Annotated in this window: 30 protein-coding genes and 1 pseudogene; 16 read left to right on the top strand and 15 right to left on the bottom strand. The window is 71.7% G+C overall.

The genetic code is table 11. From position 1 onward, the window contains the following. The first annotated feature begins 67 nt into the window (after window positions 1-67). Window positions 68-1,051 (top strand): AraC family transcriptional regulator, encoded by a 984-nt coding sequence (locus ACIBL4_RS25900; RefSeq protein WP_399413997.1) that lies wholly within the window; start codon window positions 68-70, stop codon window positions 1,049-1,051. Window positions 1,052-1,055: 4 nt separating this feature from the next. Here ACIBL4_RS25900 and ACIBL4_RS25895 read toward each other — a convergent pair whose 3' ends face one another. The 3 genes from ACIBL4_RS25895 to ACIBL4_RS25885 all read right to left on the bottom strand — a co-directional run bounded on the left by ACIBL4_RS25895 (window position 1,056) and on the right by ACIBL4_RS25885 (window position 2,470). Continuing rightward, window positions 1,056-1,262 carry a hypothetical protein gene (locus tag ACIBL4_RS25895; protein WP_399413995.1) on the bottom strand — a complete coding sequence of 69 codons (207 nt, stop codon included), beginning with the start codon at window positions 1,260-1,262 and terminating at the stop codon, window positions 1,056-1,058. Between the two features lie 5 nt (window positions 1,263-1,267). Next, window positions 1,268-1,867 (bottom strand): DUF5994 family protein, encoded by a 600-nt coding sequence (locus tag ACIBL4_RS25890; protein ID WP_399413993.1) that lies wholly within the window; start codon window positions 1,865-1,867, stop codon window positions 1,268-1,270. 126 nt (window positions 1,868-1,993) lie between these two features. After that, the gene (locus ACIBL4_RS25885) at window positions 1,994-2,470 is read right to left on the bottom strand and encodes a DUF5994 family protein (protein WP_399413991.1); all 477 of its coding nucleotides are present in this window, start codon (window positions 2,468-2,470) and stop codon (window positions 1,994-1,996) included. Between the two features lie 170 nt (window positions 2,471-2,640). On the opposite strand from ACIBL4_RS25885, the gene ACIBL4_RS25880 reads away from it, so the two are divergent. After that, the gene (locus ACIBL4_RS25880; protein WP_399413989.1) at window positions 2,641-2,892 is read left to right on the top strand and encodes a hypothetical protein; all 252 of its coding nucleotides are present in this window, start codon (window positions 2,641-2,643) and stop codon (window positions 2,890-2,892) included. 21 nt (window positions 2,893-2,913) lie between these two features. Here ACIBL4_RS25880 and ACIBL4_RS25875 read toward each other — a convergent pair whose 3' ends face one another. Both ACIBL4_RS25875 and ACIBL4_RS25870 read right to left on the bottom strand, forming a co-directional pair. Continuing rightward, window positions 2,914-3,312: a DUF5994 family protein gene (locus ACIBL4_RS25875; protein ID WP_399413987.1), complete on the bottom strand. Its 399-nt coding sequence runs from the start codon at window positions 3,310-3,312 to the stop codon at window positions 2,914-2,916. A 43-nt stretch (window positions 3,313-3,355) separates the two neighbouring features. Next, the gene (locus tag ACIBL4_RS25870; RefSeq protein ID WP_399413985.1) at window positions 3,356-4,360 is read right to left on the bottom strand and encodes an acyl-CoA desaturase; all 1,005 of its coding nucleotides are present in this window, start codon (window positions 4,358-4,360) and stop codon (window positions 3,356-3,358) included. Window positions 4,361-4,546: 186 nt separating this feature from the next. Here ACIBL4_RS25870 and ACIBL4_RS25865 point away from each other — a divergent pair, with 186 nt between their 5' ends. Both ACIBL4_RS25865 and ACIBL4_RS25860 read left to right on the top strand, forming a co-directional pair. After that, complete coding sequence (locus tag ACIBL4_RS25865) at window positions 4,547-4,903, top strand: PRC-barrel domain-containing protein (RefSeq protein WP_399413983.1); 357 nt, start codon at window positions 4,547-4,549, stop codon at window positions 4,901-4,903. Between the two features lie 38 nt (window positions 4,904-4,941). Next, on the top strand, window positions 4,942-5,112 hold the full coding sequence (locus tag ACIBL4_RS25860; protein ID WP_399413981.1) for a hypothetical protein: 171 nt from the start codon (window positions 4,942-4,944) through the stop codon (window positions 5,110-5,112). A 36-nt stretch (window positions 5,113-5,148) separates the two neighbouring features. Here ACIBL4_RS25860 and ACIBL4_RS25855 read toward each other — a convergent pair whose 3' ends face one another. Then, entirely contained in the window at window positions 5,149-5,511 is a 363-nt protein-coding gene (locus ACIBL4_RS25855) for a helix-turn-helix domain-containing protein (protein WP_399414162.1), read from the bottom strand. A 269-nt stretch (window positions 5,512-5,780) separates the two neighbouring features. On the opposite strand from ACIBL4_RS25855, the gene ACIBL4_RS25850 reads away from it, so the two are divergent. From ACIBL4_RS25850 to ACIBL4_RS25835, 4 genes are all read left to right on the top strand, one after another. Next, window positions 5,781-5,996 (top strand): type II toxin-antitoxin system VapB family antitoxin, encoded by a 216-nt coding sequence (locus ACIBL4_RS25850; RefSeq protein ID WP_010032276.1) that lies wholly within the window; start codon window positions 5,781-5,783, stop codon window positions 5,994-5,996. Beyond that, window positions 5,993-6,415, top strand: coding sequence for a PIN domain nuclease (locus tag ACIBL4_RS25845; RefSeq protein WP_399413979.1), 423 nt, complete (start codon window positions 5,993-5,995; stop codon window positions 6,413-6,415). The genes ACIBL4_RS25850 and ACIBL4_RS25845 overlap by 4 nt, the downstream gene beginning before the upstream one ends. Window positions 6,416-6,493: 78 nt before the next feature. Continuing rightward, entirely contained in the window at window positions 6,494-7,120 is a 627-nt protein-coding gene (locus tag ACIBL4_RS25840; protein WP_399413977.1) for a glyoxalase, read from the top strand. An 84-nt stretch (window positions 7,121-7,204) separates the two neighbouring features. Further along, window positions 7,205-8,224: an NAD-dependent epimerase/dehydratase family protein gene (locus ACIBL4_RS25835; protein WP_399413975.1), complete on the top strand. Its 1,020-nt coding sequence runs from the start codon at window positions 7,205-7,207 to the stop codon at window positions 8,222-8,224. A gap of 22 nt (window positions 8,225-8,246) precedes the next feature. Here ACIBL4_RS25835 and ACIBL4_RS25830 read toward each other — a convergent pair whose 3' ends face one another. Both ACIBL4_RS25830 and ACIBL4_RS25825 read right to left on the bottom strand, forming a co-directional pair. After that, window positions 8,247-9,359 carry a sensor histidine kinase gene (locus ACIBL4_RS25830; protein ID WP_399413973.1) on the bottom strand — a complete coding sequence of 371 codons (1,113 nt, stop codon included), beginning with the start codon at window positions 9,357-9,359 and terminating at the stop codon, window positions 8,247-8,249. Then, window positions 9,356-10,108 (bottom strand): response regulator transcription factor, encoded by a 753-nt coding sequence (locus ACIBL4_RS25825; protein ID WP_399413971.1) that lies wholly within the window; start codon window positions 10,106-10,108, stop codon window positions 9,356-9,358. The genes ACIBL4_RS25830 and ACIBL4_RS25825 overlap by 4 nt, the downstream gene beginning before the upstream one ends. 122 nt (window positions 10,109-10,230) lie before the next feature. Between ACIBL4_RS25825 and ACIBL4_RS25820 the strand changes: the two genes are divergently transcribed. Genes ACIBL4_RS25820 through ACIBL4_RS25810 form a run of 3 tightly spaced genes read left to right on the top strand, consistent with a single transcriptional unit; the run spans window position 10,231 to window position 12,439 of the window. Beyond that, window positions 10,231-10,947, top strand: coding sequence for a glycosyltransferase family 2 protein (locus ACIBL4_RS25820; protein ID WP_399413969.1), 717 nt, complete (start codon window positions 10,231-10,233; stop codon window positions 10,945-10,947). Then, window positions 10,944-11,678 (top strand): DUF2064 domain-containing protein, encoded by a 735-nt coding sequence (locus ACIBL4_RS25815; protein WP_399413967.1) that lies wholly within the window; start codon window positions 10,944-10,946, stop codon window positions 11,676-11,678. The genes ACIBL4_RS25820 and ACIBL4_RS25815 overlap by 4 nt, the downstream gene beginning before the upstream one ends. Then, window positions 11,675-12,439, top strand: a complete 765-nt coding sequence (locus ACIBL4_RS25810) for a class I SAM-dependent methyltransferase (RefSeq protein ID WP_399413965.1) — start codon at window positions 11,675-11,677, stop codon at window positions 12,437-12,439. The genes ACIBL4_RS25815 and ACIBL4_RS25810 overlap by 4 nt, the downstream gene beginning before the upstream one ends. A 364-nt stretch (window positions 12,440-12,803) precedes the next feature. Here ACIBL4_RS25810 and ACIBL4_RS25805 read toward each other — a convergent pair whose 3' ends face one another. Continuing rightward, window positions 12,804-14,039: a molybdopterin-dependent oxidoreductase gene (locus tag ACIBL4_RS25805; RefSeq protein ID WP_399413963.1), complete on the bottom strand. Its 1,236-nt coding sequence runs from the start codon at window positions 14,037-14,039 to the stop codon at window positions 12,804-12,806. 185 nt (window positions 14,040-14,224) lie between these two features. Between ACIBL4_RS25805 and ACIBL4_RS25800 the strand changes: the two genes are divergently transcribed. The 4 genes and pseudogenes from ACIBL4_RS25800 (at window position 14,225) to ACIBL4_RS25785 (ending at window position 16,809) form a co-directional block, all read left to right on the top strand. Next, a complete protein-coding gene (locus ACIBL4_RS25800; protein WP_399414160.1) occupies window positions 14,225-15,592 on the top strand; it encodes a hypothetical protein in 1,368 nt (455 codons plus the stop codon). 51 nt (window positions 15,593-15,643) lie between these two features. Continuing rightward, window positions 15,644-15,739, top strand: a pseudogene (locus ACIBL4_RS25795) (DNA mismatch repair protein MutT); the annotation flags it as partial. Window positions 15,740-15,953: 214 nt separating this feature from the next. Beyond that, window positions 15,954-16,469, top strand: coding sequence for a hypothetical protein (locus tag ACIBL4_RS25790; protein WP_399413961.1), 516 nt, complete (start codon window positions 15,954-15,956; stop codon window positions 16,467-16,469). Window positions 16,470-16,479: 10 nt separating this feature from the next. Further along, a complete protein-coding gene (locus tag ACIBL4_RS25785) occupies window positions 16,480-16,809 on the top strand; it encodes a hypothetical protein (RefSeq protein WP_399413959.1) in 330 nt (109 codons plus the stop codon). A gap of 190 nt (window positions 16,810-16,999) precedes the next feature. On the opposite strand, the gene ACIBL4_RS25780 is transcribed toward ACIBL4_RS25785, so the two are convergent. Beyond that, on the bottom strand, window positions 17,000-17,446 hold the full coding sequence (locus ACIBL4_RS25780; protein ID WP_399413957.1) for a DUF6228 family protein: 447 nt from the start codon (window positions 17,444-17,446) through the stop codon (window positions 17,000-17,002). A 39-nt stretch (window positions 17,447-17,485) separates the two neighbouring features. Beyond that, window positions 17,486-18,070 (bottom strand): hypothetical protein, encoded by a 585-nt coding sequence (locus tag ACIBL4_RS25775; protein ID WP_399413955.1) that lies wholly within the window; start codon window positions 18,068-18,070, stop codon window positions 17,486-17,488. Window positions 18,071-18,277: 207 nt separating this feature from the next. Between ACIBL4_RS25775 and ACIBL4_RS25770 the strand changes: the two genes are divergently transcribed. Beyond that, window positions 18,278-20,239, top strand: coding sequence for a protein-arginine deiminase domain-containing protein (locus tag ACIBL4_RS25770; RefSeq protein WP_399414158.1), 1,962 nt, complete (start codon window positions 18,278-18,280; stop codon window positions 20,237-20,239). Window positions 20,240-20,273: 34 nt separating this feature from the next. On the opposite strand, the gene ACIBL4_RS25765 is transcribed toward ACIBL4_RS25770, so the two are convergent. The 4 genes from ACIBL4_RS25765 to ACIBL4_RS25750 form a co-directional block, all read right to left on the bottom strand. Further along, window positions 20,274-20,696 (bottom strand): hypothetical protein, encoded by a 423-nt coding sequence (locus tag ACIBL4_RS25765; RefSeq protein ID WP_399413953.1) that lies wholly within the window; start codon window positions 20,694-20,696, stop codon window positions 20,274-20,276. A gap of 154 nt (window positions 20,697-20,850) precedes the next feature. Next, complete coding sequence (locus ACIBL4_RS25760) at window positions 20,851-22,044, bottom strand: acyl-CoA dehydrogenase family protein (RefSeq protein WP_399413951.1); 1,194 nt, start codon at window positions 22,042-22,044, stop codon at window positions 20,851-20,853. A gap of 1 nt (window position 22,045) precedes the next feature. Further along, entirely contained in the window at window positions 22,046-22,996 is a 951-nt protein-coding gene (locus tag ACIBL4_RS25755; RefSeq protein ID WP_399413949.1) for a 3-hydroxyacyl-CoA dehydrogenase NAD-binding domain-containing protein, read from the bottom strand. Further along, a complete protein-coding gene (locus tag ACIBL4_RS25750) occupies window positions 22,993-23,739 on the bottom strand; it encodes an acetoacetate decarboxylase (protein WP_399413947.1) in 747 nt (248 codons plus the stop codon). Before ACIBL4_RS25750 ends, ACIBL4_RS25755 begins: the two co-directional genes overlap by 4 nt. Window positions 23,740-23,744: the final 5 nt, after the last annotated feature.

Raw genomic sequence — 23,744 nt, 5'->3', positions numbered from 1 at the left:
AGCCGCCGCCCGCCTCGGACATGCCGTGCGGACTCACGTCCATATCCGTTCGTCTACGCTGACCGGCATGGATCCCATGGGGCTGACCAGCACGGATCCCCTGACGGACCTGCTGAACGGGGTGCGCACCCGTGGCGCCGTCTTCCACCAGTCGTCCCTGACCGGCTCCTGGGCGGCACGCTTCGAGGACGGCTCGCCGCTGGCCCTCGCGGTGCTCGCGCGCGGCTCCGCCTGGATCACCCCCCAGAGCGGCGACCCGGTCCGGATCGGCACCGGAGACGTCGCGGTGCTGTGCGGCGGCACGCCGTACGTGATCGCGGACGACCCCGGCACCGCACCGGACGTGGTGGTCCGGCACGTCGGCCACCGCACCTCCCCGCAGGGTGGGGAACCGGCCCGCCACCGCGTTCCGGACGCCGGAGCCTGGGACGCGGCAGGGGGTGACGGCACGCTCCTGCTCAGCGGGCTCTGCACCGTGGACAGCGGCACGCCGGGCCGGCTGCTCGCCGCGCTCCCGTCCCTCGCGGTCATCCCGGCGGACGTGGGCGCCTGCCCGGTCGGCCGGACGATCTTCGAGGAGATCGCCCGCGAGGAACCCGGGCAGCAGCTCCTCCTGGACCGGACGCTGGACCTGATGCTCATCACCGCCCTGCGCGCCTGGTTCACCCGCCCCGGCGCCGAGGTCCCCGCCTGGTACCGGGCCCACGGCGACCCCGTGGTCGGCCCCGCCCTGCGCATGCTGCACAGCGACCCGGCCCGCCCCTGGACGCTGCCGGCCCTGGCGGCGAGGACCGGGGCCTCCCGGGCCGGCCTCGCGCGGCGCTTCACCGCCCTGGTCGGCCGGCCGCCCATGACGTACCTGCGGGAACATCGCCTCGCCCTGGCCGCCGACCTGTTGCGCGAACCCGACGTGACGCTCGCCGTGGTGGCGGACCGTGTCGGGTTCGCCAACGCCTTCGCCTTCAGCGCCGCGTTCAAGCGGGAACACGGCATCAGTCCGAGCGAGTTCCGCATGCGCGAGGCAGTGGCTTCCCGTCCGGGTCAGGCGTAGAGCGTCAGCCAGGCCGTCGGGTGCCGATCCGGGAGAACCGGCCCCGGGTCTTCCGACCGGCCGCCGGTGCCGGTCCCGAGACGGGCAACCCGGAGCGGCCGTAGTGGAAGGCGGCGATGCGGTCGCTGTGCTGGGAGTTCAGCTGGTGGATGAGGAACACGCCGAGCGCGATCATCCCCAGGATCGCGGCCACGGTCACGAATGTCTCCACGGTTCTCACCGTCCCATCGGCTGCGGCGGCACCGCCGCGGCGGTCACGGCCGGGCTCCTCGGACGTACGGCCGGGGCGCGGGCCTCGTGTCCTCCTTCGGAGTCCCAGACCGCCTCCACGGCCCGTTCGTCCTCGTACGCCGTCCGCACGCGCGCCTCCGCCTCCATCAACCGGCTCGCGGTCGCCGTGCCCAGTGGGTCGCTCGCGGCGGTCATCAGGCGGGCGGCCGACTCGGGAGGCGTCTGCGGAGGGATCACCAGGAGGTTCCAGCGGCCCGTGCGGTACGAGAGCAGCAGCAGTTCGTGCGGGTCCTGCTCGGCCAGGAACCAGCCCACCTTCACCACGTGCCCGGCGACGGGCACCTTGCGGGGAACGGCCGGCCAGTGGGTGGGATTTACGGTGACCCGGGTGATCCGCCCCCAGAGCGGGTCCAAGACGGCGATCAGGGCGGGGAGTTCGGCCCCGAGATCGCGGGAGCGGGGCCACCAGGCGCCGTCCAGCAGCGGCGGTGCGGGACCTACGGGCGCGAGCGACAGACGCGGAGCGGACGAGGAGAACCGGTCATCGGCTTCGGCTGTCAGGGGGTGGGAAACGGTCGCAGTCATGGCGCGAACCCTGCCCCGGGCCGGCCCCGGCCGGCCCGGCATATTCGATCGCCGAAAACGCCACGGGCCTGGAAGCCGGTGCGCGAAATGCCCTCGGTGTCTCCACCGTACTCCTCGGACGGGACATCAGTTCGGGTGTGCGGTACCTGTATCGATGAGGATCTGTTCGGCCTGCGTCACGCTGCCGGCGCGGACGGCCTCGGCCATGGCGGCGCGCGCGGCGTCGGGCGTCGCGTGCGGCGGGACCACGAGGAGGGAGAAGAGGTCCTGCCCGCCCCGGGTGATGAGGACGGTGTCGTCGCCGACCGGGGAGGAGTCGATATGGACGACACGGTCGTCGACGGTGATCCGCGTCGGCAGTTCGTCCCAGGCACCGACGTCCAGGCCGACCCGGGTGACGGGCCCGAGGTACTCGGTCAGTGCGGTGATCAGGCCGGGGAGCTCGGCGGCGATGTCACGCGAGCGCGGCCACCACGCCCCGTCGAGCACGCCCTGCCGGTCGTGTGTCGTCTCCAGCCGTACGACGGCCGTGCCGGGCCGTACGGCCTGGTGGACGGCGTCCGGCAGGAGCCTGGTCACACGCGGGGAGTCGGGTTCGGACATCGCTCTCGCCTGCCTGCCCTGCCCGGAGGTCCTGCGGGCATCCGGAAACCGAGTGGCTTCCTCGCTCAACGGTACTCCCGGGCCGCCGGCGCCCGGAGAACCCGCGGAGCCCGGAGTAGAGTGACAGATCCGGCCCGTCTCCCACCGGGACATCGAACTCCGAGGTCGCCATGCAGTCCACGGAACCACCCTCGGACGGGCACGCCGAGGTCCGCATCGTCGCCGCCTCGCCCGAGGTCGCCCGTCGGGTCGCGGAGATCCTCCGCCACTGCTTCGCCGCCACCGAGCAGCGCAGCTACCCCGCGGGCCCCGACGGAGGAACCCGCCTCGACCTCACCGTGGACACCAGCCGCCCGGCAGAGCCCGCCCGGTCCTGGCTGGAGAGCAGCCGGTCCATGGAGGACAGCCGCCGTCGCGCGTGAGACGGTGCCCGGCCGCTGTGGTCACACGGGGTCGCTCGCGGCGGCCGCCATCAGCGGTTCCGCGGCCTCCCCGGTCGTGTCCGGCGGCACGACCAGCAGGTCCCAGCGGCCCCGGCCGGGGGCGAGCAGGACAGCGGTGTGCGGGGCGGACGCCGCGAGGGCCCTGTGCAGGCCCACGACCTGGTTGAAGACGAGCATCCGGCCGGGTCCCGTGGACCACGTCGCCCCGTTGACGGTGACGCTGGTGATGTGACCCCACGCCCGGGGCAACCCGGCGAGCAGCGACGGGAGTTCCGCGAGCAGGTCGTAGGAGCGGGGCCACCACGCCCCGTCGATGGGCCGGGGCATGGCGCTGCGGGGCGCGAGACGCAGCCGGAGGACCGGGTGGGAGGGAAGCGGGGGCTGTGGCGGGGCGGTCATGAGGGCTCCTGCCGACGGTCATGAGGGGTCGGGATGGACGGTGTCAGACGCGTCGGGCCGCGACCCGTTCCGCGGTCGGCCAGCGCACGTCGTGCACCCAGCCGATGCGTTCGAGGAGGCGGATGACGGCGGCGGAGGGGTCCACCTGGCCGCGGTCGACGCCGTGGCGGGCGCTGGTGGGGTCGGCGTGGTGGAGGTTGTGCCAGCTCTCGCCGAACGAGAGCAGGGCGAGCGGCCACAGGTTGGTGGCCCGGTCGTGGCGGCGGGTGCGGAACGGGCGCTCACCGATCAGGTGGCAGAGGGAGTTCACGCTCCAGGTGACGTGGTGCAGCAGCGCGATGCGCACGAGTCCCGCCCACAGCAGGGCCGTCACGCCGTACAGCCACGTGCCGCCGATGGCCCAGCCCAGCCCGAACGGCAGGGCGAGCGTGAGGACGGACAGGGCCGGGAAGGCGCGGGCGACGGCACGGATGTCGCGGTCGGCGAGGAGGTCGGGGGCGTACCGGTCGGCGGGAGTGCGGTCGTTGCGGAACAGCCAGCCGACGTGCGCGTGCAGCAGCCCGCGCAACTGGCCGCGCAGATGCGTGCCGTAGCGGTACGGGGAGTGCGGGTCCCCCGGCCGGTCGGTGAAGGCGTGGTGGCGGCGGTGGGTGGCGACCCAGCCGATGACGTCGCCCTGGAAGCTCATCGAGCCCGCCACCGCGAGTGCGATGCGCACGGGGCGGTCGGCCCGGTAGCCGCCGTGGGTGAGGCCGCGGTGGAAGCCGACGGTGACGCCCAGGCCCGTGATCGTGTACAGGACGAGGGCGAGCACGATGTCGGCGGGATGGATGAGACTCCCCCACAGCAGCCAGCCGGCGAGTCCGATCGCCACGAACGGCAGGACGACGATCACCCCGGTCACCGCGACGTACAGCCGCTCACCGCCGTCGCGGGCGGGCGCCGGGCCGTCCGGCGGGAAGGGGGACGTTCCGTCGTAGCCCTGGGGCGACGGGGCGGGGTCCGGCGGGGCCGCCCGGGGCGTGGTCGGGCTGTGCGGCGATGGCATGTGTGGCTCCTCGGCCTGTGTGCGGATGCGCGGCCGGGATCACGGGCTGCCCATGCGAGGACGGATGGCGTGCACTGTCCGGAACCCGTCAGAATTCCGGCATACGGAAAGTCCTCGTCCTCCCCACCGTACTCCGGCCCGGGCGGGAGTAGGGTGAATTGGGCGAACCAGACAGGGGGTGCGGCCATGATCCGGTCAGCCGACATCCGCGAATGGCGCGACCACGAGGTGGTCGACCCGAAGCGGCACAAGATCGGTGTGCTCGAAGCGGTCTACGTGGACACCGCCACCGACGAACCCGCCGTGGCCACCGTCCGGACCGGGCTGCCCAGCCGCCGGCGCCTGGTCTTCGTCCCTCTCGACGACGCCGTTCTCGGACCGGACTACGTCAAGGTGCCCTATGCCAGGGGACAGGTGCGCAAGGCCCCCTCGATCGGGACGGACGACATCCTTCCGGCCGAGCGGGAGGCGGAGATCTTCCAGCACTACGGCATGACGTACCGGGCGGGGACGGGGGGCGAACGCCGGCTCGCCCGCGGCTGACCGGCGGGCACGTGGCACAGGAGAGGTGGTCCGTGGTGATGGCGCTCTTCCTTCTGATCGTCCTCGTGGCCGTCGCCCTGGGAATCATCGGTGTGGCAGCGGACGGCCTGGGCTATCTCCTGGCCATCGGCATCGTGGTGTTCGCCGTCGACGTGATCTTCTTCGCGGTACGGGTGTCCCGGCGCGCGGGGCGGCGGCCCGTGCGCTGACGACGGCGGTCCGCGGCCCGCTGAGTTCCTTATTGTCTAGACCGGTGGGCTTCCACCGTCAGCGAGTCGGGCTCCCGCTTCGAAGCCGTCATATCGCACCCGGACGTCCTGAATGCCGAGAGCACGCATCAAGTCGCGGAGACCCACCCCACAGACACCTCCTTCCTTGCGCACCCGACAGCGGAATTCACCACACCTGGCCCGCTTATACGCTGTGGTCAAACGCAGCAGGCGCTCCAGACGCCCACCGGTACGGAAGAGGGCGTCGCACCGGCGAGCCAGTGCCTCAGTGGGCTTCTTGTCGCCCCGCTCGACCTTGCTCAGGTGCCCTTTGCTGTAGTTCACCCTCCGGGCAACGTACTCCAGCGTCCGGCCCGCATCTTTCCGCAGCCGACGCAGTTCCGCACCAGACCTAAGGGAACGTCCATCGTCACCTCACTCAGCAACCTGTACAGGCCAGTTGCGCCCTCGCGCGATCAAGTACAGGGACGAGTCTGGCACGCGATCGCGACTTCGGGCATGACTGATCAGAGGTTTCCTCTTTCCTCTTCTTCTCATCAGCACAGGATCCTCGTCGAGCAAATCCCGAGCGGGGTCCGGCTAGGTGCGCCGCTGCGCGAGGGGAGATATATTCATGGGTATCGATGATATCCGTGGAGGTGCATTCGATGAGTCGGACCGTGATCGACCTGGATGACCAGCTGGTGGCAGACGTGGCCAAGGCTCTCGGAACCAGCACCAAGAAGGAAACAGTCAACACCGCCCTGCGAGAAGTGCTCGAGAACCGACGCCGGGCGCTGGCCCTCACCCGGCTGCGGGCGGCGGCGGAGGAAGGCGCCTTCGACCTGGACATTTTCGAGGACAAGGGAAACTACCGCCGGTGAACGCCGCGCAGTTCCTGATCGACACCAGCGCACTCGCCCACCTGCTGCGCGGTGACGCGGAGCAGTATGGATGGGACCAGGCAGCGGCGGCCGGTCTCATCGCCACGTGCCCCATCACCGAGCTGGAGTTCTTCTACAGCGCTCGCTCCGCCGCCGACCGCACACGGGGCATCGCGGACATGCGCCTGCTCTTCGGCTGGGTGCCCGTGGACGACCGCGCCCACGACCGTGCCTGGCAGGTCCAGGAGATCCTTACCGAGCGCGGACAGCACCGCAGCGCCGGAGCCGTCGACCTCGTGGTGGCCGCCACAGCGGAGCTGCAAGGACTGACACTCCTACACCGTGATCGGGACTTCGAGTGCATCGCCGCCGTCACCGGCCAGGCCCTCCAGTGGTACGGCCCCCAAGCCGGTAAGTGAGCCGGGGGCGGCCTCGGCGCTCTCCGTCGGTCAGGAATCGAGAAGCGCGGGTCGTGTGCCGGGCCTAGCGTCGGTGGCATGACTTCCATCGAATCCATCACCCTCGAAGTGGACGACGCCGACGCCGCCCGCCGTTTCTACAGCAGCACGTTCGGACTGGACAGACAGGTGCGCGTGCGGGGCTCCGAGGCTCCGACGGCCGGGTTTCGCGGGTTCACGCTGTCGCTCGTGGTGGCGCAGCCGGCCGACGTCAACGCCCTCGTCGAGGCCGCCGTGGACGCCGGTGCCGCGACGCTGAAGCCCGCCGCCAAGTCGCTGTGGGGTTACGGGGGCGTCGTACAGGCACCGGACGGGACGATCTGGCAGATCGCATCGTCGTCGAAGAAGGACACCGGCCCGGCCACCCGGCGGATCGACGAGATCGTGCTCCTGCTGGGGGTCGCGGACATGGGCGGGAGCAAGCGGTTCTACGTCGAGCACGGCCTCCCCGTCGCGAAGAGCTTCGGCAGCAAGTACGTCGAGTTCGACACCGGGTCGGGCGCCGTCAAGCTGGCGCTGTACAAGCGCCGGGGCCTGGCCAAGCTCGTCGGCGTCTCTCCCGACGGCACCGGCTCGCACCGGCTCACCGTCAACAGCGACGCCGGGCCCTTCACCGACCCGGACGGGTTCGCGTGGGCGACGGCTTCGCAGACCGCGTCGCTGTGACCGTGAAACCTTCTGACCTTACGGAGTCGTGACGTGCGGGCGCGCTCCCGTGGTGCGGCGGGGTCGCGGGCCTAGCGTGGCCGTATGCGCGTACTGGTCACCGGCGGTGCCGGGTTCATCGGGTCCCATGTGGTCGCCGCCCTCCGGGAGCGCGGCCACGAGGCGGTCGTGTTCGACGTGCGGGAGGACGCCGCCGACGACGTGCGGGACCCCGCCGCCGTCGGCCGTGCCCTGGCCGGTGTGGACGCCGTGTGCCACCAGGCCGCGAAGGTCGGGCTCGGCGACGGGGTCGCCGACGCGGCGGAGTACGTCTCCCACAACGACCTCGGCACCGCCGTGCTGCTCGCCGCCATGGCGGAGGCGGGGGTACGGCGTCTCGTGCTGGCCGGGTCGATGGTGGTCTACGGGGAGGGCCGCTACGCGTGCCCCCGGCACGGGGTCGTCCGGCCCGGGCCGCGTGCCGTCACCGATCTCGACGCCGGCCGGTTCGAGCCGCCGTGCCCGGTGTGCGGGGCGGACCTCGTCCCCGGGCTGGTCGGCGAGGACGCCCCGGCCGACCCGAGGAACGTGTACGCGACCACAAAGCTGGCCCAGGAGCACCTGGCCGCCGCCTGGGCCCGCTGCACGGACGGGTCGGCGGTGTCGCTGCGCTACCACAACGTGTACGGGCCCGGCATGCCCCGCGACACCCCGTACGCCGGTGTCGCCTCCTTCTTCCGCTCGGCGCTCGCCCGGGGCGAGGCACCGCGCGTGTTCGAGGACGGGCGGCAGCGCAGGGACTTCGTGCACGTCCGGGACGTGGCGGAGGCCGATGCGGCGGCCCTGGAAGCGGAGGCCGCCCCGGGCGTGCTCACGGCGTACAACACCGGCAGCGGCGACCCGCACACCGTCGGCGAGATGGCCCGGGCGCTGGCCGCCGCGTACGGCGGGCCCGAACCCGTCGTCACCGGCGAGTACCGGCTCGGGGACGTACGGCACATCACCGCCGACTCCGCGCGGCTGCGGGAGGCGCTGGGCTGGAAGCCGGGGGTCGCCTTCGAGGAGGGCATGGCGGAGTTCGCGCGGGCCGGGATGCGGGACGCCGACGGCGTGTCCGGCTCGTGAAAGACCGGTGGTGCTGCCCGTGTTACGAAGCGGCGGCGGGCAGCACCACCTCGAAGCGGCAGCCGCCGGGGATGTTCCGTACGGTGGCCCGGCCCTGGTGCGCCTCCACGATCCCCCGGACGATGGCGAGGCCAAGGCCCGCTCCGGCCGGGGGCGTCCGGGCGTGCGTGCCGCGCCAGCCGGTGTCGAAGACCCGGGGCAGGTCGTCGTCGGGGATGCCGCCGCAGCCGTCCGTCACGGACAGCACCACGCCCTCGGTGGAGCGTTCCGCGGTGACGGCGACCGTGCCGTCGGCCGGGGTCCGGCGGATGGCGTTGACCAGCAGGTTGCCCAGCACCCGGCTCATCTCCTTGCCGTCCACCTCCACCGGCACCGGCTCGATACAGCCGCCCACCAGCCGCACCCCGTGCTCCCGGGCGAGCGGGTCGGCTCCCGCCAGCGCGTCGCCCACCAGGTCGTACAGGGAGATCCGGCTGGGGGCCAGGGCGAGCGCGCCGGCGTGGATGCGGGAGAGTTCGAAGAGGTCGCCGACCATGTCGTTGAGGCGTTCGACCTCGGTGCGGATCTGCTTCAGATAGCGGCCGGGGTCGGCGGCGACGCCGTCCTCCAGCGCCTCCGACATGGCGCGCAGACCGGCCAGCGGGGTGCGCAGGTCGTGCGAGATCCAGGCGACGAGCTCACGCCGGGAGGCCTCCAGCGCGCGTTCCCGCTCCCGGGACTCGGCGAGTCTGGCGCTGGTGGCGGCCAGTTCGCGGCTCAGGTGGTCGAGTTCGGCGGTCGTCGGGCCGACGGGGGCGGCGAAGTCCCCGCCGTCACCGAAGGAGCGTGCGGCCACGGCCAGTTCGCGGCTGCGGGCGACGACCCAGCGGCCCAGCAGCAACGCCGTGGCAAGGGAGACGACGGCCGCCATGGCGACGACGGTCGTGACGACGGACAGGTCGTGCGGCGACAGGAACATCGCCCAGGCGACGGCGAGCGTGCCCGCGAGCATCGCGACGACCCCGACCGCCGCGACCACGGCGAGCGAGGCGGTCAGCGAGCGGCGCCGGATCAGACGCAGCGCCCCGGCTCCGGCCAGGCCGGTGACCGCGGCACCGGCGAAGGCGTACACGGCGATGAGGAGGGTGTCGTTCACGCTCCGGCCTCCTCTCCCGTAAGTCCCGTGGGGTCGAAGCGGTAGCCGACGCCCCACACGGTCTGGATCAGGCGCGGCCGGGCCGGGTCGTCCTCGACCTTGCCGCGCAGACGGCGGACATGGACCGTGACGGTCGACAGGTCGCCGAAGTCCCACCCCCACACCTCGCGCATCAGATCCTCGCGGGCGAAGGCCCGCCCGGGGTGGCGCAGGAAGAAGGACAGCAGGTCGAACTCGCGGAGGGTGAGGGCGAGTTCGGTGCCGTTCTTGGTGGCCCGGCGGGCTTCCGGGTCGACGGTGAGACCGGCCGCTCCCAGCCGGTGCCCGGGGACGGCGGGCCGGCTGCGGCGCAGCACCGACTCCACGCGCAGCACCAGTTCGCGGGGGCTGAAGGGCTTGGTGACGTAGTCGTCGGCGCCGACTTCCAGGCCCAGGATGCGGTCGTCCTCGTCACCACGGGCGGTGAGCATGATGACCGGGACCGGCCCCTGTCCGCGCATCCGCCGGCACACCTCCAGGCCGTCCATCCCGGGCAGCATCAGGTCGAGGACGACCAGGTCCGGCCAGTGGGCGGCGGCGCGGGTGAGGGCGGCCGGGCCGTCGTCGGCGCGGTCGACGACGTAGCCGGCGCGGTCCAGATACCCGGCGACGACCTCGGCGACGGTCGGATCGTCGTCGACGACCAGGACCCGCGTGGGCCCGCCCGGGGTCTCCCCGCGGCCCTCCTCGTGCTGATGGGGCTGTTGCATGGCTCCAGCGTCGCACCGGACGGCCGGCGACGGCCTGCCCGGGCGCCTCCTCGCCGCCGACGTCCGCGTTTCGTAAGGAGCCGAAGTCCTGAATGCCCGTTTCGCGTTCGTAGGGTGAGACCGTGACGACGACATCTTTCGACGTCGACGTGGTGCTGCCCTGCCTGAACGAGGCCGAGGCCCTGCCCTGGGTGCTCGAACGGATCCCGCCGGGCTGGCGCGCACTCGTCGTCGACAACGGCTCCACCGACGGCTCGGCCCGGATCGCCCGCGCGCTCGGCGCGACCGTCGTGCACGAGCCGCGCCGGGGCTTCGGCGCCGCCTGCCACGCGGGGCTGACGGCCGCCACCGCCGACGTGGTGTGCTTCTGCGACTGCGACGCCTCCCTCGACCCGTCGCTCCTCGTGCCCTTCGTGCGCGAGGTGCGAGGCGGCGGGGCCGACCTGGCCCTCGGGCGGCGGCGACCGCAGGGCCGGGGCGCGTGGCCCGCGCACGCGCGGGCCGGGAACCTCGCCCTCGCGCGGATGCTGCGCCGCCGCACCGGGCTGCGGCTGCACGACCTCGGTCCCCTGCGCGCCGCCCGCCGCGAGCCGCTGCTCGCCCTCGGCCTCACCGACCGGCGCAGCGGCTATCCGCTCCAGATGGTGGTGCGCGCGGCCGACGCCGGCTGGCGGATCACCGAGCACGACGTGCCGTATCTGCCGCGTACCGGGGCCTCGAAGGTGACAGGCACATGGCGGGGCACCTGGCAGGCCGTACGGGACATGAGCCGGGTGCTGGGCGAGGCGCCGGACGGCGCTCCGGTCGAGGCTCCGGCCGTCGAGAGGGGCACGCGGTGACCACACTCCTCGTCATCGCCAAGGAGCCGCGCCCCGGCCGGGTCAAGACCCGGCTCACCCCGCCGTTCACGCCCCGTCAGGCCGCGTCCCTCGCCGAGGCGTCCCTCGCCGACACCCTGGACGCGGTAGCCGCGACTCCGGCCGGCCGCAGGGTCCTCGTCCTCGACGGCGAGCCCGGCCCCTGGCTGCCGCCCGGCTTCGACGTCGTACCGCAGTGCGCGGGCGGTCTCGACGAACGGCTGGCGCACGCCTTCGCGCGCTGCGCCGGCCCGGCCCTGCTCATCGGCATGGACACCCCGCAGGTGACGCCGGAGCTGCTCACCGTGGACTTCGCCGGCTGTGACGCCTGGTTCGGCCCGGCCGAGGACGGCGGCTTCTGGGCCCTCGGCCTGGCCCGCCCCGACCCCGCCCTGCTGAGGGGCGTGCCCATGTCGACCACCACGACGGGGGCCGTCCAACGGGACCGGCTCGTCGCGGCGGGCCTGCGGGTGCGCGACCTGCCCCGCCTGCGCGACGTCGACACGGCGGCCGACGCCCACGCCGTCGCCGCGCTGGCCCCGGCCGGGCGGTTCGCGGAGCGGCTGGCCCGGTGTGCGGCGCCGGCCTCCCGTCCGGACGGGATCGCGGGGCGGCCTTCTCGGTCCGCGGCGCCCGCCTCCCGCCCGGATGGGTTCGCGGGGCGGCTTTCTCGGTCTGCGGCGCCCGCCTCCCGCCCCGCCGGGCCCCGATGAGCGCCCCGCCCGTCACCGCCGTCGCCTGGGCGGCCGCCGACCCCTACGCCGACGCCCTGCGTGCCGGTCGCGGGCCGCTGTTCTTGCGGCGGGCCGACGGCTGGCTGCTGCCGCTGGAGGTGGAGCGCTGGTGTGCCCGGGCCGACGCGGTGGACCGGGGCGTGCTGGACCGGTGTGAGGGGACCGTGCTGGACGTGGGATGCGGGCCCGGGCGGCTCGTGGCGGAACTCGCCGCCCGGGGCCGGACCGTCCTCGGCGTCGACGTCAGCGTCGCCGCCGTCGACCACACCGTACGGACGGGAGGCCAGGCGCTGCGGCGCTCGGTGTTCGAACCGCTGCCCGGCGAGGGCCGCTGGGACACCGTCCTGCTCATGGACGGCAACATCGGCATCGGCGGCGACCCGCGCGCCCTGCTGGACCGGGTGGCCCGACTCATGCGCCCCGGCGGCCTGTTGATCGCCGAGACCGCGCCGGTGGACATCGACGAACGCGCCCAGGTGCGGGTCGTCGGCCGCACGGACGCACGCGGCACCGGCGACCCCTTCCCCTGGGCGCGGCTCGGCACACCCGCCCTGCTCCGGTACGCCCGGGGCTGGACGCGCGCCGGTCAGTGGACGGCCGGCGGCCGCCGCTTCGCCGCCCTGCGCACCCGCCGCAGCCGCACCGCCAGCAGCAGCGCCGAGCCGCCGAAGAGGACGGCGGTGATCAGCAGCCAGCGGGCGAGGAACACGTCCGCCGGCAGCCCGGTGGCGGACCGGTAGCGCCCCTCCACCATCCCGCTGATCAGCGGGAACCACACGAGGAGCAGCAGGCCGGAGAGGGCCGCCGGGACGCGCACGTACGGCACCCACTCCCGGCGCGCGCCGAGCCCTCGTACGACCGCCCGGTCCAGGGCCGCGTACAACGGCAGCAGCACGAGGTCGTGCAGCAGCGCCGCACCCACGAACCACAGCGCCACGCCGAACCAGTCACCGGCGAGCAGCCGTACGCCCGCGTAGGCGGCGAGCGCGAACGAGCAGGCGAGCAGGAGGAGCTGGAAGGGGCTTCCTACGGAGAGCCGTGGGCGGCGCGTCAGTCTCGGGGGGCGCGTCAGCGGTAGGCGGGGCATCAGCGGCGGGCGGCGCATCACAGGTCTCCGAACGTCATCCGGGCCACCCACTTTGTGTTCAGCACGCCGGGTGCCGCGGGCACGATGATCCGTGCCGGGTAGCCGTGGTCGGGGGACAGCTCCTCGCCGTTGACGTACAGGGCGAGGAGGGAACGCGGGTCGGCCACCTGGTTGGCGCGCAGGGCGGCCCTGCGGAAGGCGCCGCGCCGCTGGAGGGACTCGACGAACACGTCGGGCGGGTCGTCGGCGTCGTAGCCGACGAGCGCCGCGAGATCGCGCAGCCGCACGCCGCGCCACCACTGGTCCGACGTCGACCAGCCCTCCACGCAGGCGATGGGCAACGCCGAGCTGTGCAGGGGGAGCCCGGCGAGCTGGGCGCGGCTGAGGCGGACGGTGCCCGCGGGCCCGGTGATGACGAGCCGCCAGGCCTCCTCACCGGTCTCGGCCGTGCTGATCCCGGCGTAGGCGGCGGTCTTGTTGATCTGGAAGCCGTTCGGGCCGCTGCCGGGTTCGCCGCCGCCGTGCGGTGCGAGGAGGGCGGTGCGCCGCAGGAGCCCGTCGAAGTTCTGTCCCACCGTCGTCGCGAACAGCAGCAGCGAGCCGCCCCCGACGAACCACAGGGCGCCGCGACGGGAGACGGTCGGCGCTGCGGGGCGGGGAGTCACGAGGTCGTCCTTCTCCTCCCGCAGGTGCCGCAGATTGCGCAGCACCGTGGGCATCTTCAGCAGCGCGTGGGCGACGAAGGCGGCGAAGAACACCCACGCTCCGTAGAAGTGCAGCGGGTAGAAGGAGCCGGGGAAGACGTAGTCGAGCTGGACGTTGAGCACACCGGTCACGAACTCGAACAGCGCACCGCCGACCAGCAGCACCAGCGAAATGCGCTCGAGGGCGTGCGCGAGGGAGCGGGCCGGGGGCAGCGCGAACAGCCTCGGGACCACGGACCACAGCTTGGCGAGCAGGACGGGGATCAGGGTGATGCCGAGGGTGACGTGGACGCCCTGGTTCAGCCGGTACAGCCAGTGCGGGTGCGTCGGCCAGGAGAAGAGGTAGAAGCCGAGGATCCCCTTGTCCGGGGTCTTGTCGTTCACCGGCGACAGGCCCGGGTTGTAGGCGGCGTACGAGACCAGGCCGGTCACGAACAGCACGGTGATGCCGGCGAGCAGGACGAGGCCCAGCACGGAGGTGAGCCAGGGGCCGCGCAGGGGGCTGCGCCAGAAGCCGGGCGAGGAGGGAAGCCGTGGGTCGTCTCGCATGGCCCGACCGTAGGCCCGGAACACCCCGGAAAAGGGTGCGCGACCCATGACGAAACGCTGACGTCCGGCCCGGACGGCGGTCCGCGCCCGCCCTGTCGGCCTAGCGTTCCGCTGTGACCCGCTCCCTCCGCCCCGACCTGCGCCGTGGCCCGCGCGACGACCTGCCCCGTGCCCTCCGCCCTGACATGCGCCGTGACCTGTACGCCGTCGGGGCCGCTGCCCTGCTCGTGACGGCCGCCGTCCTGGTCGGCCGCCACATCCAGGGCACCAGCCGCACGCTGTTCGTCGACTGGCCCCCGCTGCTGGCGTCCTGGGGCCCCCACCTGGGCCCCGGCACCCCGGCGGCCGTACTCCTGGCGATCGCCACCGTGGCGTACGGCCCCAGCCTCGCGGCCCGGCTCCCCTGGCGGACTCTGCTCGCTGCGACCTGGGGGTCAGCCACGGCATGGATCTTCTCCCTGGCCCTGATCGACGGCTGGCACCGGGGCATCGCGCGCCGGCTCACCACCCGCTACGAGTACCTCCAGGTCATCGACCGCTTCCACGACATCCCGGCAGCCCTGCGCGACTTCACCCAGCACATCCTCCTGGACTCCCCCGACAACTGGCCCGCCCACATCGCCGGCCACCCGCCCGCGGCCACGCTCACCTTCGTCCTGCTCGACCGGGTCGGGCTGCGGGGCGGCGGCTGGGCGGGCATGTGGTGCATCACCGTCGGGGCGACGGCCTGCGTCGCCGTACTCGTCACGATCCGTGCCCTGGCCGACGAGACCCTCGCGCGCCGGGCGGCCCCTTTCCTCGTCCTGGCCCCGGCGGCGGTGTGGATGGGCACCTCGGCCGACGCGTACTTCGCGGCGGTGGCGGCGTGGGCGGTGGCGCTGCTGGCCCTGGCGGTCACGAGGCGCTCGCTGTCGCGGGCCGGGGCGTCGGGGTTGCTGTTCGGCCTGACCTGCTACCTCTCCTACGGCCTCACACTCGTCGCGCTGATCGCGGCGGCGGTCCTGGTGCTCGGCCGGCACGGAGTCCGCGGACGCCCCGCCCTACTGGTGCCGCTGCTCGCCGGACTGGCCGTGGTCCCGGCGGCGTTCACGCTCGCCGGGTTCGACTGGTGGGAGGCGTACCGCCTGCTGGTGACGCGCTACCACCAGGGCGCGGGCGGCATCCGCCCCTACGGCTACTGGGTCTGGGCCGATCTGGCCTGCACGGTGCTCATCACGGGGCTAGCGACGGCGGCGGGCCTGCGCCGGACGGGCGGAGTGCTGCGCGGGACGGCGGGAATGCTCCTCCCCCGCCAGGCGGACAGACACCACCGCGCCGACACGCCCGACCGGGTTGCCGAGACCCGCCTCGCACTCCTCGTCTCCGCCGCGTTGCTCGCCCTGCTGATCGCCGACCTGTCCGGCATGAGCAAGGCGGAAACGGAACGCATCTGGCTCCCCTTCGCGGTGTGGCTCCTCCCGTCCTGCGCGTTGCTTCCTCATCCCCGTGCGTGGCTCACGGCCCAGGCGGTGCTCGCGCTGCTGCTCAACCATCTGCTGCTGACGGGTTGGTGACACGGCCCAGCCGCAACTCCAGGAAACGACCCGGCCGACGGAAGGACCTCAGTGACCCGTACCGAGTACTACGACGACCCCGAGGCCCCCACCCCCAACAGCCTCGCCGTGGCCGCGTCGGCAGTGGTCACCGACGACCAGGGCCGCAGCCATCGGCCGCCCCCACTCCTGGAACGCCAACTGGTAGCTGCACTACGGGAACAGGACATTCCGAGCAAGATGAGCAGCGCAGCGTATCGGTTCCACTCCAGAACGTGAACATGGTCACGCCGAGGTTCCTTGCAATCGTAAATCCAGGAAGGGGAGCATAAGCAGGCCCACAGGAGACACACAGGCACACCCCGCATCGAAAAGAGAAGACGTGCGCGCTACGTATTTCCGCAAGTCCACCGCGACGTTCATCGCGGCAGCAGGAGTCACTGTCCTGCTGGCCGCGCCCACGCCCGCGAACGCATCCACCGAGATGCCCGCGGCAGCCGCGGTGAGCGCGTCCAACCCCTGCAAGTCGAAGCACTACTCGAAGGTCGCCTACAACTTCTGGATCGGCCCGAGCAAGATGCCTCTGCGCTGCGGCACGAAGACGTGGGGCTACAACCACATAGTTGAGCGCGGACGCTGGAGCACGAGCTTCAAGAACAAGATCAGCGACACGCTCTTCAACGGCTACGAGCGGACGCCCGGGGTGTACTACCGATACAAGGTGGGCACCGGCTGCTCCTCGAAGCCGCCGAGGAAGAACTTCAAGGTGGTCGTCAACAAGGGCCCCCTCGGAGGTAAGCCGGGCGGTCTGACGCCCCAGGGAGTCATTACGGCCACGGTGGAGTACACGACCGCGACCGTAGCTGCGGCTTCGGCGAGCGCAGGGGCAAAGTGCTGAGAGGACCCGTATGGCCACCCCGGAGCAGGTAAGGGAAGCACTCACCCGAAAACTTTCAGGACTGCAGAGCGAGGGAGGAGGAACCTCTCTCGAAGTCCTCGAGGTGCAGGTGCTATCCGTCTCCCCTGAATTGCTTCTGAAAATCCGGATCAGCGTCTCAGGGCAGCTCTGGGAAGTCTCACTCGACTACCAGGGGCAGGAAGCGAGCCTGGTGAGCGGAGACCTCTCCGAGGACACCCTGGATTACCTCGGGTTCCTTGTGCGCACCCACCTGTTCGAGTGGTGGCACACGAAGGACACGGAGAAGTTTTCAGCGCGCATGGGGAAGCGGCTGGACTGAGAGGGTGGGTACGGGTGTTGACGTCCGTACGCCGGCGGCGGATCGGGCAGCTCGAGCAGCGCCTTGCGGGGGACCGGGACCTCCTCGGCGACCCGCCCAAGCTCGCCTCCCAAACGCGCCTTCTGCCTCAGTAAACATCGGCAGCTTGGCGTCTTGTGGCAGCCGTAGACGACTGACGAGGCGTCTCCGCTCACTCCAGCGGGTCCGACTCCAAGAAGGTACGCATCTCGATGGCAAGGCGGCGCATGTCCTCTCCGGGAGCATGGCTGGTCGTCATTTCGAAACGCCACTCGCCGTCGGGGAGAGGGACGTGCAACCCCCATGTCAATCGGACGTGTGATCCTGCGTGCTCGGCAGCCAGCGTCAAGTCGTCCTCAAGAGAGCGCCAGGTCCTGGTGCCGTTCCAACCTCGAAAGTCCTCAGCCAACTCGGCCAGGAAAATGCCGAGGCCGTCACCGTCCCAGGTCCTCACCATGACCTCGATCCGCGCCGACTCACCTTGAGCCGTCACGAGGAAGTCGCACATCAGGTCATCGTGCTCTTCCGGGAAGGAGCGTGTCAGCTGGTGAAAGCGCAGGCTGATCGCTCGATAGCGATCACCTCCGACGCGGACAGCCGGGTTGGCAGGGGAGCTCATGGGGATTTCGGTCTGTGTTGGGTTCGTCGCTCTGGCCGGCTACATGGTTCGGAGTGCTGTGATGGTGTGGCGCCAGCGGGACCGTGTTCCTGACCACGGCGGATCCAGATCGACGTCCACCAATCGGTTGGCGGACGAGGGCGTCAACAGTGCGTCGTCGGCCCCAACCAGGCTGAGAAGCCCTGAGGGTGACGGCCAGGGCCGACTGCCGCGGTTGTACTTCGTGGCGAACAGATACCTCTTGCCCACCTCCAGCAAGGCATCGCCTTCGGGAAGGTTGACGATGTCTCCGTTCTCGTCCTTGCCACCCTGCTGGTTGACAACGACGACGCCGGTCACATCGCCCTTGAAGACGCGCTGGACCTCGACGGCGTACTGGCTCTCCGGACCGACGCCCAGGTTCTTCTGGCCCTTGAGAGCGGTGACCTTGCCGTAGAAGAGGTCCTCGGCGGCGCCGGCCAGGTTGGCGTCGTCGGAGAAGTCCGCTTCGTAGGTCAGTGACGCGTGCGACGTCGTGGCCGCCTCGTTGCGCTCGTTGACCTCCTGGTGGACAACCGTGCCGCCGATCCCGACCGCCACCGCGAGAGCGGCGCCGGTGGCGATGAGGACGGTTTTCCGCTCCAAGGTCGTCAGTCCCGGAGTCGGTGTTAGGAGTTGCGGTCGGCCGATCGTCGACCGCGCTCAGGGCGGCCTCACGCCCCAACTCGCGCATGGCCACGTGATCGGCGGTGGAGTAACTCCCGCCACACAGTGAACGCACAGCCGCTGTTCCTCCTCTTGCACAGCGAACCCCCCAACCGAGAGGAACATGCTGTGCGTTCACGTACGCGTATACGTACACGTAGACCTTCCCGCCTGCGCCTGTACCCGGCCGGGTCCGTCGTGCTGGCTCTCGCCGCCGCGGGATCCGTGCTGGCGGGGCCGGCCGTCGCCGCCGATGCGGGCGGGCGTGCCGATCTGCGGGCCGATGTGAACCGTGACGGACGGGTCGATGTCACGGGCGGCAGCGACAAGGCCGGTGAGAACAGCTGGTCCGTCGAGCGTGGAGCCGTGTATCTGCCCAATCTCGATGACGACACCAAGCGGTGCCCGGTGACCGGGCCCGGTGGCAAACCGCTGTCCGACGCCAAGCTGGCCGCGTGCAACGACGGCTCCGACACGAAGGTCAACGGCAGCGCGGACGCCGACGACCTCGCCCGGGTCCGTTCCGTCCCGATGCCGGATCTGGGTGAGGACGCCAAGGGCAGCCTGAAGGTCACCACGGGTGGCAAGCACACGCACCTCTTCCTCAAGCGTTCCGGGAAGTGGGTCCTGGTGACGTCCAAGACCCGGCTGTCCGCCGCCGAGTTGAGGTCCGGTGTGGAGTTCGGTGTCGAGGGCACCGACGTCGTCCGGGACAGCGCGAAGTGGGACGGCCGTGCGGTGGTCCGGCTGACGGTGACGTCCGGGCAGAAGTCCACTTCCGACTCCGTGACCCTGCGCGTCGCGCCGCTGCTGACCCACCATCACCTGCAGAACACCCAGCAGGTGATGGTGACCGAGGTCCAGGGCCAGGGCCCGTACAGCCGTCTTCAGCAGAAGTTCGTCGCCGAGCTCGGCAAGGAAGTCAAGAAGGCCGGAATCACCGCGCCCCTGGTGAAATTCAAGAAGTACGCCGACCCCTGGGCCCAGGACTTCGTCGAACCGGCCTACGTCAGCATGACCGGGCCGGGCGGTCAGCGGCACGTGATGCGCGTGATGCTGCGGTCGGCCCAGCCGGACCGGGACGCGGGCCGTGAGCTGTTCGAGAAGGTGCGCGGCCGGGACATCGGTGTGGTGCAGGTGACCGACCGGGCCGAACCCGACGACTGGTCGCTCAACTCCATGGGGAACCTGGAGACCATCCCGCCCTACGCGCACGGCGGGCGCTCCTTCCCGGCCGGGCGGATCATCATGGGCGAGCGCAAGGACAGCGGGGCGCGGCCGTCCAAGGTGATGCGGACGATGCTCAAGTCGCAGGGCCTGCAGGATCCGCTGCTGCTGGACACCTCCTGGCTGGGCGTGGGGCACGTCGACGAGTTCGTGCAGTTCCTGCCCGCCGACACCCCGCGCGGCTGGCGCCTCGGCGTCGCCGACCCGCAGGCGGGGCTGAAGCTGCTGCGCGACGCCAAGCGCGACGGCCACGGCAAGACGAAGATGTTCTCCGTCCCGGGCCGCAGTGACAGTCCGGCGCCCAAGGAGACCATCGACCAGGCGCTCGCTTCCAAGCATCTGGTGGCCGACAACGAGATGGCCGCGCGGCGCATCGCGGCCAACCTGGAGATCCTGAAGCGGGAGACGGGCGTCACCGACGGGGAGATCGTGCGGGTGCCCGCGCTGTACACCCGCGAATCGGAGGTCATGACCGCCGACGGCGACGAGATTCCCGTACCGCGGCTGACGCGCATGGGTGCCGGTTCCGACCTCGTGGACAGCCTCGGGGACCGCGGCCAGCAGAAGTGGCTCGCCGAGAACCCGGCCGGCTCGCGTGCGAAGGCCGCGGCGACGGTGATGACCAGCGCGTACGTTCCCGGAGCGGTCAACGGCGTGCTCCTGGGGCGCGACCGCTACCTCGCCCCGCGCCAGTGGGGGCCCGTCATCGGCGGCAAGGACATCTTCACGCAGGCCGTCAACGCCGCCTACCAGCGGGTCGGCCTGAAGGTGTCGTACATCGACGACTGGTACACGTACCACCTCGGCATGGGCGAGGTGCACTGCGGCACCAACACCCTGCGCGACGCGACGGCCGCGTGGTGGCAGCGCCCGGCGCGCTGATCCACAACGAGGAGTGGGCGGCGGAACCGGACGGTCAGGAGCCGTACGGTCCGTCGCCCCGCGCGGGTGCGAGGCGGCGGTAGGCCGCGCGGGCGTGGGCCACGCGGGCCAGGGACGTGCCGACGAGCGTGGCGGTGAGCAGGCAGGCCAGCCATGTCGTGTCGCGGTGGCCGGCCCAGGTGAGGGTGCCCGCGGGCGGGATGGCGAAGCCGTTGAGGAACAGCCAGCACAGGACGGCCGTGCCGGGGGCCGCCGTGAAGCGTGCGCACAGGCCGAGTACCGCGGCCAGCAGGGACAGCGCGAGCAGGGCCAGTCCCGGACGGCCGGTCCCCACCACGGTGTTGAGGACTGCCACCAGCACCAGCGCGCCGCCGAACGCCCCGGCCCACACCAGCGGTGTCGCCACGGGCCTCGGAACGGGCCTGGCTCCGGTGCCCAGCGGCCTCCACTCGATCATGCGGTGCTTCCTTCCCCGAGGGTGCTCGTCAGGGTCCCACTCGCAGCTGTTCAGTGGAAACGCTCGAACCGGACAGTCGGGCGACGCCGCCGAGCATGACGAAACCCCAGGTCCAAGACCTGGGGTTGCTTCGTCCGGACCCGGCTGGTCCGCGTCACACGAAGGCGCTCTGGCCCGTGATCGCCTTGCCGACGATCAGGGTGTTCATCTCGCGGGTGCCCTCGAAGGAGTAGATCGCCTCGGCGTCGGCGAAGAAGCGGGCGATGTCGTGGTCCAGGAGGATTCCGTTGCCGCCGAAGATCTCCCGGCTCCAGGCCACGACCTCCCGCATCCGCGCGGTGACGAACGCCTTGGCCAGGGCGGAGTGTTCGTCGCGGAAGACACCGGCGTCCTGCAACCGGGCGAGCTGCGCCAGCATGCCCCACGACGCGGTGATGTTGCCCAAGCTCTTGACCAGCAGGTCCTGGACGAGCTGGAAACCGCCGATCGGACGGCCGAACTGGCGGCGCTCCCGGGCGTAGTCGAGGGCCAGCTCGTAGGCGCCGGTCATGACGCCCAGCGCCTGCCAGGCCACTCCGCTGCGCGTGGCGCGCAGGATCTCGGCGACGTCGCGGAAGGAGTTGATGTTCTGCAGGCGGTTCGCCTCCGGCACCCGGACGTCCGTGAGGGTGATCTCGGCGTTCTCGACGATCCGGAAGGCGATCTTGCCCTCGATCTTCGCCGGTTCGAAGCCGGGCGTGCCCTTCTCGACGACGAAGCCCTTGACGTGGTTGTCGTCGACATCCCGCGCCCACACCACGACGTAGTCGGCGAAGGTCGCGTTGCCGATCCACTTCTTGGCGCCGTTCAGGACCCAGGTGCCGCCCTCGCGCTCGGCCGTGGTGCGCATGCCGCCCGCGACGTCGGAGCCGCCCAGCGGTTCGGTCATGGCGAACGCGCCGATCTTGTCCATCGCGGCCATCGCCGGGAGCCAGCGGTCGCGCTGCTCCTGGTCACCGCCGGAGTGGACGGAGTACATCGCGAGGCCGTTGTGGACGCCGAAGAAGGTGGCCACCGAGGCGTCGGTGCGGCTCAGTTCCATCGCCAGCATGCCGCTGAGCAGGTTGGAGACGGCGGGGCGGTGCTCGCCGTAGCCCTCGTAGGGCAGGCCGGCGAGGCCGCTGTCGCGGAAGATGCCGACGAGTTCCCGGGGGAACTCGCCCTTCGCCCAGTGGGTGTTGACCAGCGGCTTGATCTCGTCGCGCATGAGGGTGCGGGCCTTGAGGAGGATCCCCCGCTCCTCGTCGGGCAGCAGCGACTCGTAGGCGTAGAAGTCCGCGGTGAGCTGGTCTTCGAGCGTGGTGGTCATCTCAGTTCTCCTCCTTGTCGGCGCTGTCCAGGGCGGACAGGACTGCGAGTTGCCTTCGGTCGCGCGTCTCGGTGAGCTGCGTGTACGGGGCGGAGCCGTAGGCCTGTTCCACGGCTGCGATGAGCCGTTCCTGTTGCTCCTCCTGCTGCGACGGGGTGCCGAGGTCCGCCCACATTCGCTTCATCGAGGCGCCGATGTGCTCGGCCATGTGCCGGTAGCCTCCGGGTCCGCCGCCCAGGTGGGAGCCGAGGAACGGCCCGACCGTGGCCCAGCGCAGGCCCAGCGAGTTGGTCATCACCGCATCGAGCTCCTCGGGCGTCACCACGCCCTGCTCGACGAGGTACACGGCCTCGCGGGTGAGCGCGTTCTGGAGCCGGTTGCCGACGAAGCCGGGGATCTCCTTGCGTTCGACGACCGGGGTGCGGCCGACCGAGGTGTAGAAGTCCACCGCGGCCTTCACGGCGTCCTCGCCGGTGCGTTCTCCGGGCACGACCTCGACGAGCGGGATGAGGTGCGGCGGGTTGAAAGGGTGGCCGATCAGGACGCGGGCGGCCTCCTCGTCCGCCAGATCCTTGGTGAACTCGGTCGAGGGAGTGGCCGACGAGGAGCTGAACAGCAGAGCGTGGCCGGGTGCCTCCCGGGCCAGGCCGGCGAACAGGTCCCGCTTGAACTCGACGCGCTCGGGGCCGTTCTCCTGGACGACGTCCGCGTCCCGGACCGCCTCGGTGACGTCGGCGGCGATGTGCACCCGGCCGGCGAGGTCCGTCACGTCCAGGCCGCGGGCGGCCAGGTGCGGGGCGGACTGCGCGAGGGCCTCGTCCAGGGCCTCGGCGAGGTCCGGTCGCGGGTCGCTCACCCGGACGGTCAGGCCGTGCGCGGCGAACAGGGCCGTCCAGGACAGTCCGATGGTCCCGGCGCCGATCACCGCGGCCGTACGGAAGGCGCGGGTCATGACGCGGCTCCCTTCAGGTAGTCGTGGACCGGCTCGACGCCGGACAGCGTCAGGTCGGTGAGGATGTGGCTCGCTGAGACGACCTCCAGCACCGGCAGGTCGGCCAGCGGGGCGAGCACGTGCGCGAAGAGCTGGAGCCGGGCGGGCCCGGTCCACGCCTCCTTGACGGTGACGTCGGTGATGCGCGTGCGGACGAGTTCCTGCACCCGGGGCAGCCCGTCGTAGCCGGGAATCGTCTTGAGCATGAAGGTCGGCACGGTGATCTGGGCCTCGGCCTCGCGCCGGTCCAGCTCGTGGTGCTTGTAGCCCATGGTCGCGGTGGCGACCCGCAGGCTGCCGTGGTCGAGGGTGCCGACGAGCGCGCCGGAGTCGACGGTGAGCGACGGAGAGCCGAGCACCTTCGGGTAGGCGGAGACCTCGCGGCCGGAGGCAGTCGCCGGGAAGTTGTCGAGGTACATGGCGTGCAGGTACTCGCCCTGCTCGCCCTCGAAGCCGACGGGGATCGCCTGCCCGGCTTCGGTGTAGGGGCCGTAGCCGCTGACGTCGCCCATTTTCATGACCTCGAACCGGACCAGGGGTTCACCGATCCGCAGCGGTTCGGGGACGACGGCCCGCAGCGCGTCCGGGTCGGTGCGGTAGACGACGTTGAGGTACTCCCGGTCGGTGAAGCGCGGGACGGTCGGCGCGTAGGCCGGGCTGGTGAGCGGGGTGGTGAGGTGCTGTCGTACGTCCTCGGTCTGCATGGCGG

The sequence above is a fragment of the Streptomyces sp. NPDC050416 genome (assembly GCF_044458845.1).
In the GTDB taxonomy this organism is placed as follows: Bacteria; Actinomycetota; Actinomycetes; order Streptomycetales; family Streptomycetaceae; genus Streptomyces.
This window is presented reverse-complemented; position numbering and strand designations above follow the sequence as displayed.

What these genes read in the sequence shown, in the direction of transcription:
- ACIBL4_RS25760 (WP_399413951.1), bottom strand. Translation starts at nt 22,044, where the DNA reads ATGACCACCACGCTCGAAGACCAGCTCACCGCGGACTTCTACGCCTAC.
- ACIBL4_RS25765 (WP_399413953.1), bottom strand. Translation starts at nt 20,696, where the DNA reads ATGATCGAGTGGAGGCCGCTGGGCACCGGAGCCAGGCCCGTTCCGAGG.
- ACIBL4_RS25800 (WP_399414160.1), top strand. Translation starts at nt 14,225, where the DNA reads ATGCGCCGTGACCTGTACGCCGTCGGGGCCGCTGCCCTGCTCGTGACG.
- ACIBL4_RS25875 (WP_399413987.1), bottom strand. Translation starts at nt 3,312, where the DNA reads ATGACCGCCCCGCCACAGCCCCCGCTTCCCTCCCACCCGGTCCTCCGG.
- ACIBL4_RS25825 (WP_399413971.1), bottom strand. Translation starts at nt 10,108, where the DNA reads ATGCAACAGCCCCATCAGCACGAGGAGGGCCGCGGGGAGACCCCGGGC.
- ACIBL4_RS25865 (WP_399413983.1), top strand. Translation starts at nt 4,547, where the DNA reads ATGATCCGGTCAGCCGACATCCGCGAATGGCGCGACCACGAGGTGGTC.
- ACIBL4_RS25835 (WP_399413975.1), top strand. Translation starts at nt 7,205, where the DNA reads ATGCGCGTACTGGTCACCGGCGGTGCCGGGTTCATCGGGTCCCATGTG.
- ACIBL4_RS25900 (WP_399413997.1), top strand. Translation starts at nt 68, where the DNA reads ATGGATCCCATGGGGCTGACCAGCACGGATCCCCTGACGGACCTGCTG.
- ACIBL4_RS25880 (WP_399413989.1), top strand. Translation starts at nt 2,641, where the DNA reads ATGCAGTCCACGGAACCACCCTCGGACGGGCACGCCGAGGTCCGCATC.
- ACIBL4_RS25750 (WP_399413947.1), bottom strand. Translation starts at nt 23,739, where the DNA reads ATGCAGACCGAGGACGTACGACAGCACCTCACCACCCCGCTCACCAGC.
- ACIBL4_RS25860 (WP_399413981.1), top strand. Translation starts at nt 4,942, where the DNA reads ATGGCGCTCTTCCTTCTGATCGTCCTCGTGGCCGTCGCCCTGGGAATC.
- ACIBL4_RS25805 (WP_399413963.1), bottom strand. Translation starts at nt 14,039, where the DNA reads ATGCGAGACGACCCACGGCTTCCCTCCTCGCCCGGCTTCTGGCGCAGC.
- ACIBL4_RS25870 (WP_399413985.1), bottom strand. Translation starts at nt 4,360, where the DNA reads ATGCCATCGCCGCACAGCCCGACCACGCCCCGGGCGGCCCCGCCGGAC.
- ACIBL4_RS25755 (WP_399413949.1), bottom strand. Translation starts at nt 22,996, where the DNA reads ATGACCCGCGCCTTCCGTACGGCCGCGGTGATCGGCGCCGGGACCATC.
- ACIBL4_RS25785 (WP_399413959.1), top strand. Translation starts at nt 16,480, where the DNA reads ATGGCCACCCCGGAGCAGGTAAGGGAAGCACTCACCCGAAAACTTTCA.
- ACIBL4_RS25850 (WP_010032276.1), top strand. Translation starts at nt 5,781, where the DNA reads ATGAGTCGGACCGTGATCGACCTGGATGACCAGCTGGTGGCAGACGTG.
- ACIBL4_RS25840 (WP_399413977.1), top strand. Translation starts at nt 6,494, where the DNA reads ATGACTTCCATCGAATCCATCACCCTCGAAGTGGACGACGCCGACGCC.
- ACIBL4_RS25810 (WP_399413965.1), top strand. Translation starts at nt 11,675, where the DNA reads ATGAGCGCCCCGCCCGTCACCGCCGTCGCCTGGGCGGCCGCCGACCCC.
- ACIBL4_RS25885 (WP_399413991.1), bottom strand. Translation starts at nt 2,470, where the DNA reads ATGTCCGAACCCGACTCCCCGCGTGTGACCAGGCTCCTGCCGGACGCC.
- ACIBL4_RS25780 (WP_399413957.1), bottom strand. Translation starts at nt 17,446, where the DNA reads ATGAGCTCCCCTGCCAACCCGGCTGTCCGCGTCGGAGGTGATCGCTAT.
- ACIBL4_RS25890 (WP_399413993.1), bottom strand. Translation starts at nt 1,867, where the DNA reads ATGACTGCGACCGTTTCCCACCCCCTGACAGCCGAAGCCGATGACCGG.